The sequence below is a fragment of the Mycobacteriales bacterium genome, assembly GCA_035550055.1.
Classification (GTDB): Bacteria; Actinomycetota; Actinomycetes; order JAFAQI01; family JAFAQI01; genus DASZTV01.
On sequence record DASZRO010000117.1, the window covers coordinates 17,145 to 34,926 of the forward strand.

Consider the following 17,782-nt stretch of genomic DNA (forward strand, 5'->3'; position numbering starts at 1 on the left):
GTCGACGCCTCCTCAGGCGACCGGGTTCTCGTCGTGGCGCAGCAGCATCATCGAGTGGCCGGCGATGTTCACCGCCGCGGTGCGGACCGAGCGACGGCCGGGCCGGGCGGTGCTGAACAGCTCCTCCCACACGCCGGGGCGGCCGAGCTTGGGCAGCGTGTACTTGCGAGGCGACGAACCGGCGTTGAGCAGCCAGAACAGCGTCTCGCCGACCAGCGCGCGACCGCGGTCGTCCACCTCGTCGCCGGCCCGACCCGGCATGAGCATCGCGAGGGCGCGGTTGTTCTCGTCGCTCCACTCGGCGTCGGTCATCTCCTGCCCGTCCGGCCGGATCCACACGACGTCGGGGTCACCGTTGTCGGCCGCTGATCCGGCGAAGAAGTGGCGGCGGCGAAGCGCGGGGTAGCGCTTGAGGATCGCGATCAGCTCACGGGTGAAGTCGAACAGCGCCTGTGCCGGCTCGTCGATGTCCCAGTTCAGGTAGCTGGTGTCGTTGTCCTGGCAGTAGGCGTTGTTGTTGCCGAACTGGCTGCGCCCGATCTCGTCGCCGCCCAGGATCATCCGGACGCCCTGGGAGAACATGACCGTGGCGAGCATGTTGCGCTTCATGCGCTCGCGCAGCCCTTTGATGCCTTCGGACTCGGTCTCGCCCTCGACTCCCCAGTTCGAGCTGAAGTTCTCGGAGGTGCCGTCGTTGTTGTCCTCGCCGTTCGCCTCGTTGTGCCGTTCCTCGTAGGTGACGAGGTCGGTCAGCGTGAAGCCGTCGTGGCAGGTGATGAAGTTGACGCTGGCGTACGTCGGGCGACGGCTCGGCGCGAAGATGTCGCTGGATCCGGCGAGCCGCGACGCGACCTCGGGAACCATCCCGGGGTCGCCGCGCCAGAACTTCCGGATGCTGTCGCGGTACTGCCCGTTCCACTCCGACCAGCCCTGCGGGAACCTGCCGAGCTGGTAGCCGTCCGGGCCGACGTCCCACGGCTCCGCGATCAGCTTGACCGTCGACAGGATCGGGTCCTGCTGCACGATCTCGAAGAACGCGCTGGGTGCGCCCTCCTCACCGCGAGCGAGCACCGGCGCGAGGTCGAACCGGAAGCCGTCGACGTGCATGTCCGTCACCCAGTACCGCAGGCTGTCCATGATCAGCCCCATGGTTCGCGGGTGGACCAGGTTCAGGCTGTTGCCGGTCCCGGTGTAGTCCATGAGGTAGCGCCGGTTCTCCGGGGAGAGCCGGTAGTAGGCCGCGTTGTCGATGCCGCGCAGGGACAGCGTCGGTCCGAGGTGGCTGCCCTCGGCGGTGTGGTTGTAGACCACGTCGAGGATCACCTCGAGGCCCGCGCGATGCAGCTTCTTCACCATCGACTTGAACTCGCTGACCTGCTCGCCGGACTGTCCGGTCGTCGCGTAGCCGACGTGCGGCGCCAGGAACCCGATCGAGTTGTAGCCCCAGTAGTTCGTCAGGCCCTTGTCGATCAGGTCCCGCTCCGGCAGGAACTGGTGGACCGGCATCAGCTCGACCGCGGTGATGCCGAGGTTCGTCAAGTGGTCGATGACCGGGTCGTAGGCCAACCCAAGATAGGTGCCGCGCAGCTCTTCGGGCACCTGCGGGTGTCGCATCGTCATGCCCTTGACGTGGCACTCGTAGATGATCGTGCGGTGCCACGGGGTCCGGGGCCGCTGGTCGTCGCCCCAGCTGAACGACTGGTCGACGACGACGCACTTCGGCATCGCGCCCGCGGAGTCGCGGTCGTCGGGTGTCAGGTCGGCGTCGGGACCGCCGATCGTGTACCCGAACAGGTCGTCGCTCCAGGTGATGTTCTCGGTGATGGCCTTGGCGTACGGGTCGATCAGCAGCTTCGCCGGGTTGAAGCGGTGCCCTTCCTCGGGCTCGTACGGTCCGTGGACGCGGTAGCCGTAGAGCATCCCCGGGCGGGCGTCCGGCAGGTACACGTGCCAGACGTCATCCGTCGCCTCGGGCAGCACGATGCACTCCGACGCTTCGGCGGAGTCGGCGCGGTCGAACACGCACAGCTCGACCCGCGTCGCATGCTCGGAGAACAGCGCGAAGTTGACGCCCTCGCCGTCCCAGGTCGCGCCGAGCGGGTACGGCGCTCCGGGCCAGGTGCGCATCATGCCGCTGATCCGGCCGGGGTGCGGACCGAGAGGGCGTACGGCGCAGCGAAGTCGAAGGTGATCGTCAGCTCCTCGTCGTCGCGCCGCCGGGTCACGGTCAGCGTGGAGCCGCTGACCTCGGTCGTGGCCGCTGCGGCCGGGTCGCGCAGCAGTGGGTACGTGCGGCGTAGCTCGATCAGTCGTCGAACCATCTTCAACACCTCCGCGCCGTCGGTCGTGTCGCGCTGGGTGCGGTCGAGCCGGGCGGCGTCGTACGTCGACTCCGCGGCCGGGTCGAGCTCGTCCGCGTCGCGTCCGAACTCCTTCGCCCGCCCTTGGCGTACTGCTTCGAGCAGGTCCGCGTCCTCGTGGTCGACGAAGTACGGGAACGGGGTCGTCGCGGCGTACTCCTCTCCCATGAACAGCAGCGGGATGTTGGGGGACAACAGCGTCGCCGCAACCGCGAGGCGGTTCTGCGCCGGTTCGAGCAGCGCGGCCAGTCGCGCCGCGTCGGCTCGGTTGCCGATCTGGTCGTGGTTCTGCGCGAAGACCACGAGACGGTCGCACGGCACCGGAGGCGTCGCCACGCCGTGGCGGCGGCCCCGGAACGCGGAGTACTCGCCGCGGAAGACGAAGCCGTCACGGAAGGCGGCGGCGAGCTGGTCGAGCCGGCCGTAGTCGCGGTAGTAACCGTCCTGCTCGCCGGTGAGCACAGTGTGCAGAGCATGGTGAAAGTCGTCATTCCACTGTTGCCGGAAGCCCAACCCGCCGTTGGCTGCCGGAGTCACGACCATCGGGTTGTTGTCGCCGCTCTCGGCGATCGGGACCAGTTGCCGGCCGAGCTCCATCGACAGCTCGGCGATGGCGGTCGTGGTCTCGCGCAGGAACGGCGACGCGGTGGGGTCGACGATGCCGTGGACGGCATCGAAGCGAAGGCCGTCGACGTGGAAGTCCCGCAGCCACATCAGCGCGTTGTCACGGAAGTAGCGGCGGACCTCGTCGGATCCCGCTTCGGAGAAGTTCATCGCGGCGCCCCATGGCGTCGCGTAGGTGTCGGTGAGATACGGCCCGTAGCTGGCGTGGACGGCGCCCTCCGGCCCGAGGTGGTTGTAGACCACGTCGAGAATCACGGCGAGCCCGCGCTCGTGGCAGGCGTCGACGAAGCGCTGGAAGCCGGCAGGACCGCCGTAGCTCTCCTGGACGGCGTACGGGAACACGCCGTCGTACCCCCAGTTGTGGGTGCCCGGAAACGACGCGATCGGCATCGGCTCGACGGCGTTGATCCCGAGCTCGGCCAGCTCGTCGAGATGCTCGATCGCCGAGTCGAACGTTCCGGCGTCGCTGAAGGTGCCGACGTGCAGCTCGTAGATCACCAGGTCCCGCGCTGGTGGAGCGACGAACTCGGCGTCGTGCCAGACGTGCGCCTGCGGGTCGAAGCCCTGCGAGGGCCCGTGTACGCCGTCGGGCTGACGGCGCGACGCCGGATCGGCGAGGACCTGACCGTCGGCGAGCACGAAGCGGTAGCGCGGCTCGCCCGCCAGCCCAGCCACCGTGGCCGAGTGGTAGCCGCCGTCACCGGCGGCCAGCTCGACCTCGCGGCCGTCGCCGTCGTCCTCGACCCGTACCGATACCTGAGAGCTCAGTGGCGCCCACACGGTGAAGCGCCAGCGGTCGTCGGCGACGCGGACCGCGCCTAGCGGGTAGGTGCACTCCGCAGCGCCAGCCGGGCTCACTCCGCAGCCTTGAACGCGACGATGCCGAGTGGTGGCAACGTGACGGCGACGCGGTAGGGCAGGCCGCCCCACTCCTGCTCGGTCGCGACGACCTGGCCGAGGTTGCCCACTCCGCTCCCGCCGTAGATCTCGGCGTCGCTGTTGAGCAGCTCACGCCACGGTCCGCCGAGTGGCACGCCGAGGGTGTGGTTGTCGCGGGGGATCGGAGTCATGTTCATCGCCACCAGCATTGCCTCGCCGGAGCGCGAGTAGCGCAGGAAGCTCGCGGTGCTGTTGTCGGCGTCGTCGTGGCGCAGCCAGCGGAAGCCGGCGGCGTCGCAGTCGAGCTCGTGCAGCGCCGGTTCGCTGCGGTAGAGCCGGTTGAGGTCGCTCACCCAGCGCAGCACTCCGGCGTGAGCCGGCTGTGCCAGCAGGTCCCAGTCGAGCGACTGCTCGTGCGCCCATTCGCGGGCCTGCCCGAACTCGCCGCCCATGAAGAGCAGCTTCTTGCCCGGATCGGTGAACTGGTAGCCGAGCAGCAGACGAAGGTTGGCGAAGCGCTGCCACTCGTCGCCGGGCATCTTCGTGAGCAGCGAGCCCTTGCCGTGCGTGACCTCGTCGTGCGAGAGCGGCAGCGTGTAGTTCTCGGTGAAGGCGTAGACCGCGCGGAAGGTGAGCTCGCCGTGGTGGTGGCGGCGATGGATCGGGTCGCGCTCGAGGTAGGACAGCGTGTCGTGCATCCAGCCCATGTCCCATTTCATGCCGAACCCGAGACCGCCCGCGTCCACGGGCCGGGACACCGACGGCCAAGCCGTCGACTCCTCGGCGATCATCTGGACGTCGGGGTGGTCGGCGTACACCCCGGTGTTGAGTGCCTTGAGGAAGTCGACGGCTTCGAGGTTCTCCCGCCCGCCGTACTTGTTCGGCAGCCATTCGCCGGGCTGCCGGGAGTAGTCGCGGTAGAGCATCGATGCGACGGCGTCCACCCGCAGCCCGTCGGCGTGATAGGTGCGCAGCCAGTGGTCGGCCGACGAGGCCAGGAACGAGCGGACCTCGTGGCGGTCGTAGTTGAAGATCAAGCTGCCCCAGTCGGGGTGGAAGCCCAGCCGCGGGTCGGCGTGCTCGTAGAGGTGCGTCCCGTCGAAGCCGGCGAGCGCGAACGCGTCACCCGGGAAGTGCGACGGCACCCAGTCGATGAGTACGCCGATCCCGGCCTGGTGCAGCCGGTCGATCAGGTACATCAGGTCCTGCGGGGTGCCCTGACGAGCGCTCGGCGCGAAGTACGACGTGACCTGGTAGCCCCACGACCCGTAGAACGGATGCTCCATGACGGGCAGGAACTCGACGTGGGTGAAGCCGGCCGACGTGACGTACTCGATGAGCGGCTCGACGATCTCGCGATAGCTCAGCAGCTCGGACGGTCGTGCCGGGTCGCGACGCCACGACCCGAGGTGCACCTCGTAGATCGAGATCGGCGCGTCCAGGGCGTTGCGCCGGCCGCGGGTTGCCATCCATTCGTCGTCGTGCCACTCGTGGTCGAGATCCCACAGCACCGATCCGGTCTGCGGCGGCCGCTCGGTCGCGAAGGCGAACGGGTCCGCCTTCTCGAGCACCAGTCCGTTGCGCGTGGTGATCGCGTACTTGTAGATCTGGCCCTTCTTCGCGGTGGGTACCACGCCCTCCCAGATCCCCGAGCTGCCGCGCGGGTGCAGCGGCGATGCGGCAACGTCCCACGCGTTGAAGTCCCCGATGACGCTGACCGCAGTGGCGTTGGGCGCCCACACGGCGAACGAGTACCCGGCCGGCTTGCTCCGGGCCGTCTTGCCCGGCACCCGATGCGCCCCGAGGTGCTCCGCGAGCCGGCGGTGCGTTCCCTCGTTGAACAGGAACAGGTCCGCGTCGCTGAGCAGGCTGTACGGCTGATGCGCCGTCTCGACGCTCATGGGACTGATACCTCCTCGTCGGTGCCGCGCCGGTCCTCGGCGGGCCGTGCCGCGGTGAGCCCCTTCATGAGGCGATGGAGCCCGTCGTCGTCGGCGAGCTCGTCGATCGTGCGGGGGAGCCGGCGCCGCCAGTTGCCGGCTTCAGGTCCGGTGCCCGGTCGGTTGTCCGGCTCGGTTTCTCCTTCCAGGTCGGCGACGTCCACCAGCAGGTAGTCAGCGGGTCCCTCGGTGAGCGAGTCCAGGCAGACCGCCAGGGCGCGCGCCGGCTCGGTCTCACCGACTGCGGCCACGAGGTCACGCTGTGCCGGGTCGCTCCAGTACGCCGCGAAGCGCGGCAGGTCATGGCTGCCGAGCGAAGCGGCGGAGGGCTGCCGCGGTTGCGGCAGCGGCGTCTTGGCCGAGGCCTCGAACTGGTAGACGAACGAGTGCAGGATCCCGCCGCGATCCATCGCGCGCCGGATCGTGGGAGAGACGGTGCCGAGGTCCTCGCCGACGATCGTTGCTCCGGCGCGGTCTGCCTCGATCGCGACGATCGCGAGCAGCTCTTCTTCGGCGTAGCGGACATAGACCCCGGACCGGGCGTCCGCTCCCGCCGGGATCCAGTAGAGCCGCTGCAGCCCGAGGATGTGGTCGAGCCGGATCGCTCGCGCGAACCGCAGCACCTGGCGCAGCGCTGCGATGAAATAGGAGTAACCGCAGCGCCGCAGCTCCTCCGGATGAAGCGGCGGAAACCCCCACGCCTGGCCGTCGGCGGCCAGCGCGTCCGGGGGCGCGCCGACCTCGGCGTCGGCGAACAGCTCGGGATGCGACCACGTGTCGAACCCGTCGGGATGCACCCCGACCGGCAGGTCCAGGTAGAGCCCGGCCGCGGGGCCGTCGGCGATGGCCGCGAGCTGGGTCGATGCGGCGTACTGCACGAACCGGTAGTACTGCGCCGCCTCAGGGTCGACCGAGCCGTCGGGCACCGCGCCGGGCGGGCTGGCCCAGCGGCGCCACCCGGTGCCGGTGTGCTCGTGGGCGGACCGGAACTCGGCGTACCGGCCGAGCTCGGGATGGTCGGCGAGGAAGCGCTCGAAGTCGTCGCGGCGCGCTCCGCCGGTCGAGTGGATGGCGGCGGCGCATGCCTGAAGGGCGCGGCGCTTGGCGCGGGCGACCTTCTCGTAGTCCACCCGCTCCCCGGCGCGCACCTTGGTCGGCGGTCGCGCCTGCGTGACCTCCGTTGCGCGGTCGGCCCCGGCCAGCCGGGCCGCCGACGGTACGTCGACGTACAGCTCGTTCCAGAACATGCGGCTGACCGGGACGTACGGGCTCGGGTCGATCGGAGTACGCGTGAACGTCGCGAACAGCGGCAGGGTGCCGGCGAGCCCGGCTCCCCATCGTTGCGCCAGCTCAGCCAGCTGCGCGAGGTCCGCGTAGCTGCCGATTCCCCAGTCGTGATGTCCGCGCAGCGCGTAGACCGGCGCATTGACGACCAGCTGCCTCGTCGGCGCGCGCCGCTTGCTGGGCGGAACGAGCAGCAGTGCCTGCTCGCTGCGGCGGGGCAAGGTCACGGTCAGCCGGTGATAACCGGTCGTGAGCCCCGGCGATGAAGGATCAACTCGCGCGCCGTCGATCTCGACCAACCCGGACTCCGGCAACGCGCTGGACAACGAGCCGTCGGGCCGGCGCACGATCACCGGCTCCAGCAGCTGGGTCTGACGCCGGTGACGGGCTGCCGCCAGCGAAGCCGAGATCGCGGCGGCATCACCCACCGCGTGGCCGAGCGCTGTGAGCGCGCCGGCCAGGCTCTCGACCGACGCGGTCACCGGCTTCCCGTCGTTGCCGGTGTAGCGGAGCTGGACGCCGCTGAGCTTGGCGAGCTCTCGCAGCTCCCGGCGGGTTGTTGCGGCACTCACGTCGCACCGAGGAGGTCCAAGACACCCCGGGCCGGGATGTCGACCCAGGTCGGCCGGTTGTCGGCTTCGTAGCCCAGCTCGTAGATCCCCTTTTCCAGCAACAGGAAGTCGAGCAGGTCTGCGAGCTCCCCGTCGGAGGTCGGCAGGAAGCCACCGGCTCCTGCCGTCGCGAGATAGGACCGAAGGAAGACGCCCGTGATCGAGCGGTACCACAGCGTGGTGAGCGGGTCGAGCCGGGCACGTTCGTCAGCGAGGGTCAGCTCGCGCGAAAGCCGGTCGCCGGCCACTCGCGACACGTAGTGGAACGAGCGGATCATCCCGGCGACGTCGACCAGCGGCGGGCGCTTGAGTCGGCGTGCCGACAAGGGTCGGGCCGGCTCGCCCTCGAAGTCGATCAGCATGAAGTCCTTGCCGGTCCACAGCACCTGGCCGAGGTGGTAGTCACCGTGGCAGCGGATCTTGCGGGCGCTGATCGGGCGCCGCATCGTCGCTTCGAGGCGGGCGAGGATGTCGGCCTCGCGGCCGAGGAGCTCCCGCACGCAGTCGCTCGGTTCGGGGATCGAGCGAAGCGCTCGCAGGGAGCGGCGCAGCAGGCTCTTGGCCCCGTGATGCAGTGAGCGCCGGTCGACCGCGGTGAACGGCTCCGGGGCGAACGCCTCGTCGGTGCCGTCGATGGCGAGCGCGAGGTGGAGCTCGCCGGTACGCCGGCCGAGCATCTCGGCCCAGTGCAGGTGGGGGCCGACCAGCGGGTGGTCACGCGCCGGAGTCGCGGCTGCCGCGGTCAGCGGGTCCGCCGAGACCGCGATCCGCAGCTCGTCCTGCGACGGGTGCGTGATCACCTCGGCGAGCACCCGGCTGAGCGCATCGAGGACATAGCTCCACCCGTCGCCTTCGTTCGCGACGTACTCCTGGGCGACCACGATCGCGGCCGCGTCGTCGTCATCCGTGGCGTAGCTGATCGATCCGCCCAGGCGTGGCGCGTTCGGGAACCTCGCCACATCGGTGAGGAAGCCGCTCACCTCGACGTCTGGGTTCACGCCGTCTTCGAGGCGGCGGATCACCTTGACGACCAGCTGGTTGCCGACGATCACCGACGTGTTGCTCTGCTCTGCCGAGATCGGCACGGCGGGAGTTTCGGGGGTGATCCCGTCGCGCATGCGCCGGAACGTCCGCGTCGGCGACGGTTCGAGTCGCCCCGCCGTGCCGTTGAGCTGCCGGCGGCGGCCCATCAGCTCGACCAGCGCTTTGACGAATGGCGCTGCCGTCACAGCGTCGTACAGCACGCCGTCGCCGTCGGCGGACCGGATGTCGCACATCACGCTCTCCGGCCGCCACTTGCAGATCTCCGCCGCCTCCTCGCTCAGGGCATGCCCGACGGTCAGCACGTAGCGCTCGGGCAGCCCTTGGTCGAGCTGCACGTCGACGATCACCAGACGGCCTGGTGACTGGCCGCCCATGCCGGTGGCGGGCGGAATCTCGATGACGTCGGCGATCGACGTCGCCCGGATACGGCGCGACTTGTCGCGAAACCAGCGCCGGGTCGCGAGGTAGGGGCCGAGCACCCGGTTGAGCGGAGCGCGGCTGCCGCCGCGCACCGCGTCGGTCCACGGACCGGTGACCACGATCGGGTCGCGTCGCGGCTCGACCGCGGTGCGCCGCTGCAGCGAGAACCAGTAGAAGCCGTGACCGCCGAGGGTGATGAAGTACGGCAGGTCGCCGACCTCGGGGAAGTCGGTGCTGCCGAACAGCTCGGTCGGGATCGCCCCGCGGTAGGCCGACAGGTCGAGCTCCACCGCCTGGGTGAACCGCGACAGGTTCACCACCACCAGCACGGTCTCCTCGCCGTACTTGCGCAGGAACGCGAGCACCTTGCGGTTTTCGGGATAGAGCATCTCCAGCTCGCCGCGGGCGAACGCCTGGTAGCGGTTGCGCAACGCGATCAGGCGGCGCATCCACCACAACAGGGAGTTCGGGTTCTGCTCCTGCGCGGCGACGTTGACCGCTTGCGCGTGGTACTCCGGGTCGATGATGACCGGCAGGTAGAGCCGCTGCGGGTTGGCGGTCGAGAAGCCGGCGTTGCGGTCGGAGTCCCACTGCATCGGCGTGCGTACGCCGTTGCGGTCACCGAGATAGATGTTGTCGCCCATGCCGATCTCGTCGCCGTAGTAGACGATCGGCGCGCCCGGCAGGGAGAACAGCAGCCCGTTCATCATCTCGATCAGCCGGCGGTCGTTGCCGAGCAACGGCGCGAGGCGGCGACGGATGCCGACATTGACCCGGGCCTGCGGATCCTCGGCGTAGACCTTGTACATGTAGTCGCGCTCGTCCTCGGTGACCATCTCGAGCGTCAGCTCGTCGTGGTTGCGCAGGAACAGACCCCACTGGCAGTTCTCCGGGATCGCCGGTGTCTCGTTGAGGATGTCGACGATGGGGTAGCGGTCCTCCTGCCGCGCCGCCATGAACATCCGCGGCATCAGCGGGAAGTGGAACGCCATCTGGCACGCCTCGCCGCCGGCGAGGTACTTCACCGCGTCCTCGGGCCACTGGTTCGCCTCGGCGAGCAGCATCCGGTCGGAGAACCGCGAGTCGATGTGGCGGCGCAGGTCCTGCAGGAACGCGTAGGTCTCCGGGAGGTTCTCGCAGGTCGTGCCCTCCCGGCTGTAGAGGTAGGGCACGGCGTCGAGCCGCAGCCCGTCGACGCCCATCTCCAGCCAGTAGTCGACGACGTCGAACATCGCCTGGCGTACGTGCGGGCTGTCGTAGTTCAGCGCCGGCTGGTGGGAGTAGAAGCGGTGCCAGTAGTAGGCCTTGGCGACCGGGTCGAACGCCCAGTTCGAGGTTTCGAAGTCCTGGAAGATGATGCGCGCGTCGGCGTACTTGTCCGGGGTGTCGCTCCACGTGTAGAAGTCGCGGTAGATGCTGCCGGCCGGAGCCATCCGCGCGCGCTTGAACCAGGGGTGCTCGTCGGAGGTGTGTGCGAGGACCAGCTCGGTGATGACGCGGATGCCGCGGGCGTGTGCGCCGCGCAGCACGGCCCGGAAGTCGCGCAGCGTGCCGTAGGCCTCGTGCACCTTGCGGTAGTCGGAGATGTCGTAGCCGTCGTCGCGCAGCGGTGAGGGATAGAACGGCAGCAGCCACAGCGCGGTGACGCCGAGCTCCTGGAGGTAGTCGAGCTTGCCGAGCAGGCCTTTGAAGTCGCCGATGCCGTCACCGTCGCTGTCGGCGAAGGCACGGACGTGCGCCTGGTAGATGACGGCGTCCTTGTACCAGGTCGCCGTCTCCGGATCCGCGGCGATGAGTGGTGCGGTTGTCATGACCGCACCTGCTCCGCCGGCGCCGGAGCGATCGCGGGTTCGATGCGGAAGACGTGCGCCGGCGTCACGTTGGGATCGAGGATCACGAAGCTGCGCGGCCCGGTCCACGTGTAGCGCGATCCGGTGAGCAGGTCGTGGACGTCGTACGACGAGCCCTCGGCGACGCCCAGCGCGCCGAGGTCGAGGTCGACCCAGGCTGACTGACGGTAGCGATCATCGAGGTTGACGATGACCAGGATCGGCGCGCTCGAAACCGAGTAATCCCCGCCGAGACCGGCGGGGAGCGTCTTCGAGTACGCGATGATCGCGTCACTGTCGGTGTGGTGGAAGCGCAACGTCCGGTCGTGCTGGAGGGCGAGCTGCTCGCGGCGGATCCGGTTCAGCTCGGCGAGCAACGGCGCCAGGCTGGTCGCGGCGTCGAGGTCGTAGCTGCGCAGCTCGTACTTCTCACCGGCGAGGTACTCCTCGGACCCTTCGTGACGCGGCTGGCGCTCGGCGAGCTCGAAGGACGGCCCGTAGATCCCGTAGTTGGCCGCGAGCGTGGCGGCGAGCACCGCGCGCATCGCGAACGTGCGGCGGTCGCCACGCTGGAGCTGCTCGGTGAGGATGTCCGGGGTGTTGGGCCAGAAGTTGGGACGGAAGTAGTCCGCCATGTCGGTGCGGGTCAGCTCGGTGAGGTAATGCTCGAGCTCCCACTTCGCGGTGCGCCACGCGAAGTAGGTGTAGGACTGCGAGAAGCCGAGCTTTGCCAGCCGTTTCATCACCTTGGGGCGGGTGAACGCCTCGGCGAGGAAGAGCACCTCGGGATGCGTCTCGTGCACCGTCGGGATCAGCCACTCCCAGAACGGGAAGGCTTTGGTGTGCGGGTTGTCGACCCGGAAGATCGAGATGCCCTGCTCGATCCAGAACTCAACGACGCCGTGCAACGCCTCCCACAGCTCGCGCCAGTGCGAGGTGTCGAAGTCGAGCGGATAGATGTCCTCGTACTTCTTCGGCGGGTTCTCCGCATAGCGGATCGTGCCGTCCGGGCGGTGGCGGAACCACTCCGGGTGCTCGCTGACCCAGGGGTGGTCGGGCGAGCACTGGAAGGCGATGTCGAGGGCGATCTCGATCCCCGCGTCGCGGGCGGCGCCGACCAGCTTGGCGAACTCCTCCAGCGTGCCGAGGTCGGGGTGGATCGAGGTGTGGCCGCCGGCAGCGCTGCCGATCGCCCACGGGCTGCCGACGTCGCCGGCTTCGGCGGTCACGGCGCCGTCTCGGCCCTTGCGGTTGGTCACGCCGATCGGGTGGATCGGCGGCAGGTAGAGGACGTCCGCACCGAGGCTGCGCACGTAGTCCAGCCGGTCGATGACGTCGAGGAACGTCCCGTGCCGGCCGGGCTGCGCCGCGGCAGAGCGCGGGAACAGCTCATACCAGGTGCTGAACCGGGCGCGCTCGCGGTCCACCCACAGGCCGTACGCCGGCGACAGCGTGGCCGGGTCGGGCGAGTAGCGCGCGACGAGCGAACCGAGTTCTTCGAACTCGGCATCGCCTTCCGCCGCAATCGCGGCGGTCCTGACGTCGCTGGCGAGCGCCAGCAGCTGCTTGGAGTGAGCTCCGCTGGCCCGGTCGGCGGCCTGCTCGGCGAGCCGGGCGCCGACTTCGAGCTCGCCGCTGATGTCCTGACCGGCGGCCGCGCGGGCGCGCAAGTCCCGCAACCAGGTCGCGAACCCGTCAACGCGGGCGCGGACCTGGAACAGGTAACGGCCGACGTGGTCGGGGGTGAACGCGCCGTGCCAGCGGTCGTCCCCGATCGGCGCCATTCGCACCTGCTGCCACGCCCGGTCGCCCTCCCGGCGGTACAAGACGTCCACCCGGAGCTGGTCGTGTCCGTCGACGAAGGCGTCGGCGTACACGTCGACCGGAGCGCCGACGGTGGCTTTGGCGTCGAAGCGGCCGTCGTCGACCCGCGGTCGGACATCTTCGACGACGGGGCGTGGCGGGGCCTGCTTGGCCGGGCTGATCTTCACTGTGGTCCGACCTACCCCACCAGCCGGGCGATAAGTCCCGGTGACGCCGATGTGAACGGCCCGCGTCACACCCGGCGCGGGTTCAGCAGACCAGGTCCACCAGTCGGTCGAGCTCGGCGAGGTCAGCCGACGTCGGGACCAGGATCAGCTCGTCGCAGCCCGCGTCCTCGAGCCGCTTGACCGCGTCGGTGACCGCCCCGGCGTTGCTCGCGGTGCACAGGTCGGCCATCGAGTCGCCGACCGCGGCGCCGAAGATGGCGAGGTAGCGCGACGCGTAGTCCTTCAGCTGGGTCGCGCCGTCCGCGGCGAGGGCGTACCAGAAGCTCGTGACGTGACGCGGCCGCTCGCTGCGCCCGGCGGCGCTCCAGGCGTCCTCGACCATCCTGAAGGTCGCGGCGTGGTCCTGGCCGATGGGGTCGAGCACGAAGCCGGCCACCCCTTCGGCCCACCGGGCCGCGCGCGCCGTCGCCTTGGGGCCGAGCGCCCCTGAATACAGAGGAGGGCCGCCGGCTCGGACCGGCGCCGGGCCGACCGGGCTGATGCCCTCGGCCGGTGCGGCACCCGCCCACACCCGTCGCATCGTCGCGACCTGTTCGTCGAGCATCTGATGGCGCTTGGCGTCCGAGCGTTCGAGGGCGCGAAAGTCCTCGCCGCGCCCGCCGATGCCGACCCCGAGCCGCAGCCGGCCGGCCGAGATGACGTCGATCGTGGCGGCCATCTTGGCGACCTCGATCGCCGGATGCGCGGGGAGTACGACGATCGTGGTCATCAGCGTGACCCGCTGCGTGACCGCCGCTGCCGCCGCCAGCGTCGTGAACATCTCCACGTTGGGGTAGGCGATCCGCTCACCCACCGCGAGAGTCGAGAACGGGCCTTCGTCGACTCGGCGGCACCACTCGAGAATCGTGTCTCGGTCGAGGCCCGACACCATCGACGGCAGCGTCATGCCGATCTCCATGGTGCCGGACCCTAACGTCACTAAGGTGCGGCTATGACTGTGCCCGGGCCGGCACCCGCAGCCGGGAGCGCCCCGGTGAGCATCCAGCTGCGCGCCGAGGCGTCCGAGGTCGGCATCAACGCCCGACGAGGCATGGTGCGCATCGCGCCCGCCGTGCTGGCTGCGCTCGGCGCGCGGCCGTATTCGGTGGTGAAGCTCACCGGCACGAAGGCGACCGGCGCGCTCGTCGCGCAGAGCGGACCCGATCTGGACCCGGGCGTGATCCGGGTCGACGACCTGATCCTGGGCAACCTGGGGGTGGCTCCGGACACTGCGGTCACCGTGGAGCTCGTACCGTCGCTGGCCGCCGACCGGATCGTCGTCAGCGGCCCCGAGCAGGTCTCGTCCGTGCTGCCGCCGCAGACCGTCCGGCTCGCTCTGCTGGGCAAGGTGGTGTGTCAGGGCGACGCCGTGTCACTGCTCCAGCAGGACGTGGCGTTGCCCGAGGGGTCGAGCGCTGAGCTCATGGGTCAGGGCCGACTCCAGCTGCAGCAGCTGTTCGGCCAGGCCTGGCAGGGCATGGTGCTGACCGTCGTCGAGGCTCCCGCAGTCCCGACCGTCGTCACGATGACAACGGAGGTCCAGTGGGCAAGCGGGCAGCCCGCCGCCGCGGCCCCGGTGGCCGGTACGCCGCTTGCGGTGGCGACGGTCATCCCGCCGGCGGCCGGTGCCGCGGCGCCCACCTCGGCCGAGGCGAAGCAGCTGCGGGAGCTCCTCGACGTCGGTCTCAACCATCCGGAGCTGCTGGCGAAGCTCGGCACTTCGCCGTCGCTCGGCGTACTGATCAGCGGGCCGTCGGGCAGTGGCAAGAACACGATGGTGGGCCAGGTCGCGTCGGCGCTCGGCCTGACGGTCAAGGCCGTGTGGTGTCCGCAGCTCGCGTCGTTGGCGCCTGACAAGGCGGCTGCCGAGATCGCGTCGCTGAAGGCCGACCTGCTCGCCGCCGCCGACGCCCGATCGGTGCTCGTCCTCGACGACGTGGAAGATCTCGCGCCGGCCGACGGCGACGCGCCGCTTGCCGCCGTGCTGGTCGCCGCCGTCGCGGACCTGGTGAAAGCCGGGCGCGCCGTCGTCGCGTTGACCGCGGCGCCGCAGTCGGTCAGCCACGACCTGCTCGGTCCGGCGATGTTGTCGAACCGCATCGTCGTCCCGCTGCCGGACCAGCCGACCAGGCGGGCACTGCTGGCCGGCCTGACGCAGACCGTCGCGCTGTCCGCCGACGTCTCCCTGGACGACCTTGCGGCGAAAACCCCCGGCTTCGTCGTCGCCGACCTGCTCGCCCTCGTCAACGCCGCCGGCCGGCTGGCGGCCGTGCGCGAGCAGTCGGCGCCGACTCCCACCCCGGCCATCGCGGCCGCGGACTTCGCTGCCGCGCTCGCGACGGTCCACCCGTCGAGCATGGACGGGCAGCTGGTCGATCCCGGGCAGGTCGGGATGGCGGACATCGGCGGGCTGGGCGAGGTGAAGCAGGTCCTCACGGAGACCGTGCTGTGGCCGATCGCCTACCCCGACACCTTCGCCCGGCTCGGGGTCGCACCGACCCGCGGCGTCCTGCTCTACGGGCCGCCCGGCTGCGGCAAGACCTATCTCATCAAGGCGCTCGCGCATGACGGCCACGCCAACGTGCTGTCGGTCAAAGGTGCCGAGCTGATGAGCAAGTGGGTCGGTGAGAGCGAGGCCGGAGTACGCCAGCTCTTCGCGCGCGCCCGTGGCGCCGCGCCGAGCTTGGTCTTTCTCGACGAGGTCGACGCGCTCGCCCCGGTACGTGGCGGCGGCGGCGCCGGCGACGACGGGGTGGGCGACCGGGTGGTCGCCGCTCTGCTGACCGAGCTGGACGGCATCGACCAGCTCCGTGGCGTGGTCGTCGTCGCCGCGACGAACCGTCCCGACATGGTGGACCCGGCGCTGCTTCGACCCGGCCGGCTCGAACGGTTGCTCTTCGTGCCGCCGCCTGACCAGGCCGCTCGTGCCGCGATCCTCACTGCGGCGGCCGCGCACACCCCGCTGGATGCCGGCGTCGATCTCGCCGCCGTCGCGGCGCGCACCGAGGGCTTCTCCGGCGCGGACTGCGCGGCGCTGATCCGCCAGGCGGCGTTGGCCGCGATGCGCCGGTCGATGGACGCGCCAAACGTCACCGGCGCGGACATCGACGCCGCGCTCGCCGTCGTACACCCGTCCCTGGATCCGGCACAGCTCCAGAAGCTTCAGGAGTTCGCCGCAGAGCGCGGGAAATAGGCCCCTCGAGGCATTACACGTTTGCCGGGCCGCAGGCATCTTAGAGACGTGACGTTCGAGGAGTACGCCGCAGCCCGACTGCCCCGCTTGCTCCGTTACGCCGTCATCCTGACCGGCGACGCCGACCTGGCCCAGGACGTCGTTCAGGAGGTGCTGGCCCGCGCGCAGGTCCGGTGGAGCCGGATCCTGCGCGCCGGCTCACCCGACGCCTACGTCCGCCAGATGGTGCTCAACGAGTACCTGTCGTGGCGGCGGCGCTGGGCGGTCCGCAACATCCAGGCGGTGGGTGAGCGGCTCGTGGAAGTGGGCGACCGCACCAACGCCCATCGAGACCACGCCCACGACCTCGTCGAGAGCGACGAGATCTGGGCTCGGCTCGCCACCTTGCCGCGAAAGCAGCGCGCGGTCCTCGTCCTGCGCTACTACGAGCAGCTGTCCGACGGCGAGATCGCCACGTTGCTCGACTGCGCGCAGGCCACCGTCCGCAGCAACGCATCAAAGGCCTTGGCAACCCTGCGGCTTCAACAGGAGCCGCAGCGAATCCCCGTAGCAGGAGACGCCCGATGACTCCCAACCTTCACCAGCTCGACGAGGCCTTCTCGACCCACGAGCTGCTCGCGCCCGACGCGGATGCGGTGCTGTCCCGATCCCACGAGATCGCCCGCAACCTCAAGCGTCGGCAGTGGGCGGTGCGCGCGACCGGCGGCGGCGTACTCGCCGCAGGCTTGATCGCCGGCGGCGTCGTCATCCCACACGCGCTGCAGCACCCGTCGCACAACGTGGTCCTGCACGAGGCCTCCGAAGGTGACGGGTCGTCGCCCAAGGACGTCGCACCGACGCCGACCGCGGCGAGCTCGACCGACGATGCGTACGCGGCGTACTTCGACGCCGGGTACACCTACTCCGACGCGCAGCAGCTGGCGCAGCTCTGGCACGAGTCGGGTCCTGACGCGATTGCGAACGTCAAGGCCGAGGCCGGTGCCAAGCTGCTGAAAGGCCAGACGCTGCCGATCCCGCCGAGCGGGACTCCTGCCTCGCCGCAGGAGCTCGCGATGGACGCGTTCTGGAACGCGGGCTACGACTACAGCGACGCGCAGACGCTGGCCCAGATGTGGCACGAGACCGACATCACGCAGGTCAAGGCCGAAGCCGGTCAGAAGCTCGAGGACGGGCAGACCCTGCCGATCCCGCCGAGCGGTGGTCCGGTGACACCGGAGGACAGTGCGGACACCGACGCCGTCGATGCGTTCTTCGCCGCCGGTTACACCTACGACGATGCCGTCCAGCTCGCGCAGACCTGGAACACCGCGGACCCCTACCACGCGAAGATCGAGGGCGGTCAGAAGCTGGAGGACGGGCAGTCGCTGCCGATCCCGCCGAGTGGTACGCCGTCGACGGCGTACGTCGACCAGCAGGCTCGGCAGGCGTTCTTCGCCGCGGGCTACGACTACAACGACGCGGTCCGGCTCGGTCAGCTCTGGCACCAGACCGACACCGACCAGATCAAGGCCGAGGCCGGGCAGAAGCTCGAGAACGGGCAGACCCTGCCGATCCAGCCGTCATCCTGA

At 70.0% G+C, this 17,782-nt stretch carries 10 protein-coding genes and 1 pseudogene; 3 read left to right on the plus strand and 8 right to left on the minus strand.

Going from position 1 to position 17,782, the window contains the following annotated elements; genetic code table 11:
• Window positions 1–12: 12 nt before the first annotated feature.
• The 8 genes and pseudogenes from glgX to VG899_16740 form a co-directional block, all read right to left on the minus strand.
• A complete protein-coding gene (gene glgX, locus VG899_16705) occupies window positions 13–2,130 on the minus strand; it encodes a glycogen debranching protein GlgX (protein ID HWA68007.1) in 2,118 nt (705 codons plus the stop codon).
• The gene (gene treZ, locus VG899_16710) at window positions 2,127–3,842 is read right to left on the minus strand and encodes a malto-oligosyltrehalose trehalohydrolase (GenBank protein HWA68008.1); all 1,716 of its coding nucleotides are present in this window, start codon (window positions 3,840–3,842) and stop codon (window positions 2,127–2,129) included. The genes glgX and treZ overlap by 4 nt, the downstream gene beginning before the upstream one ends.
• On the minus strand, window positions 3,839–5,764 hold the full coding sequence (gene glgB / locus VG899_16715) for a 1,4-alpha-glucan branching protein GlgB (GenBank protein HWA68009.1): 1,926 nt from the start codon (window positions 5,762–5,764) through the stop codon (window positions 3,839–3,841). The genes treZ and glgB overlap by 4 nt, the downstream gene beginning before the upstream one ends.
• Entirely contained in the window at window positions 5,761–7,659 is a 1,899-nt protein-coding gene (gene malQ / locus VG899_16720; GenBank protein HWA68010.1) for a 4-alpha-glucanotransferase, read from the minus strand. Before malQ ends, glgB begins: the two co-directional genes overlap by 4 nt.
• On the minus strand, window positions 7,656–9,281 hold the full coding sequence (locus VG899_16725; GenBank protein HWA68011.1) for a putative maltokinase: 1,626 nt from the start codon (window positions 9,279–9,281) through the stop codon (window positions 7,656–7,658). Before VG899_16725 ends, malQ begins: the two co-directional genes overlap by 4 nt.
• Before the next feature lie 39 nt (window positions 9,282–9,320).
• Window positions 9,321–10,973 (minus strand): annotated as a pseudogene (gene treS, locus VG899_16730) (maltose alpha-D-glucosyltransferase).
• On the minus strand, window positions 10,970–12,982 hold the full coding sequence (locus VG899_16735) for an alpha-1,4-glucan--maltose-1-phosphate maltosyltransferase (protein HWA68012.1): 2,013 nt from the start codon (window positions 12,980–12,982) through the stop codon (window positions 10,970–10,972). Before VG899_16735 ends, treS begins: the two are co-directional and overlap by 4 nt.
• 82 nt (window positions 12,983–13,064) lie before the next feature.
• Entirely contained in the window at window positions 13,065–13,940 is an 876-nt protein-coding gene (locus VG899_16740) for an LLM class flavin-dependent oxidoreductase (protein ID HWA68013.1), read from the minus strand.
• Window positions 13,941–13,973: 33 nt separating this feature from the next.
• Here VG899_16740 and VG899_16745 point away from each other — a divergent pair, with 33 nt between their 5' ends.
• Genes VG899_16745 through VG899_16755 form a run of 3 tightly spaced genes read left to right on the plus strand, consistent with a single transcriptional unit; the run spans window position 13,974 to window position 17,782 of the window.
• Window positions 13,974–16,214, plus strand: coding sequence for an AAA family ATPase (locus VG899_16745; protein HWA68014.1), 2,241 nt, complete (start codon window positions 13,974–13,976; stop codon window positions 16,212–16,214).
• 48 nt (window positions 16,215–16,262) lie between these two features.
• Window positions 16,263–16,781, plus strand: coding sequence for a SigE family RNA polymerase sigma factor (locus tag VG899_16750; GenBank protein ID HWA68015.1), 519 nt, complete (start codon window positions 16,263–16,265; stop codon window positions 16,779–16,781).
• The gene (locus VG899_16755) at window positions 16,778–17,782 is read left to right on the plus strand and encodes a hypothetical protein (protein HWA68016.1); all 1,005 of its coding nucleotides are present in this window, start codon (window positions 16,778–16,780) and stop codon (window positions 17,780–17,782) included. Before VG899_16750 ends, VG899_16755 begins: the two co-directional genes overlap by 4 nt.

Bases quoted from the DNA above. Each gene is read 5' to 3' on its own strand.
- glgX (HWA68007.1), bottom strand. From the start codon at position 2,130: ATGATGCGCACCTGGCCCGGAGCGCCGTACCCGCTCGGCGCGACCTGG.
- glgB (HWA68009.1), bottom strand. From the start codon at position 5,764: ATGAGCGTCGAGACGGCGCATCAGCCGTACAGCCTGCTCAGCGACGCG.
- VG899_16740 (HWA68013.1), bottom strand. From the start codon at position 13,940: ATGGAGATCGGCATGACGCTGCCGTCGATGGTGTCGGGCCTCGACCGA.
- VG899_16745 (HWA68014.1), top strand. From the start codon at position 13,974: ATGACTGTGCCCGGGCCGGCACCCGCAGCCGGGAGCGCCCCGGTGAGC.
- VG899_16755 (HWA68016.1), top strand. From the start codon at position 16,778: ATGACTCCCAACCTTCACCAGCTCGACGAGGCCTTCTCGACCCACGAG.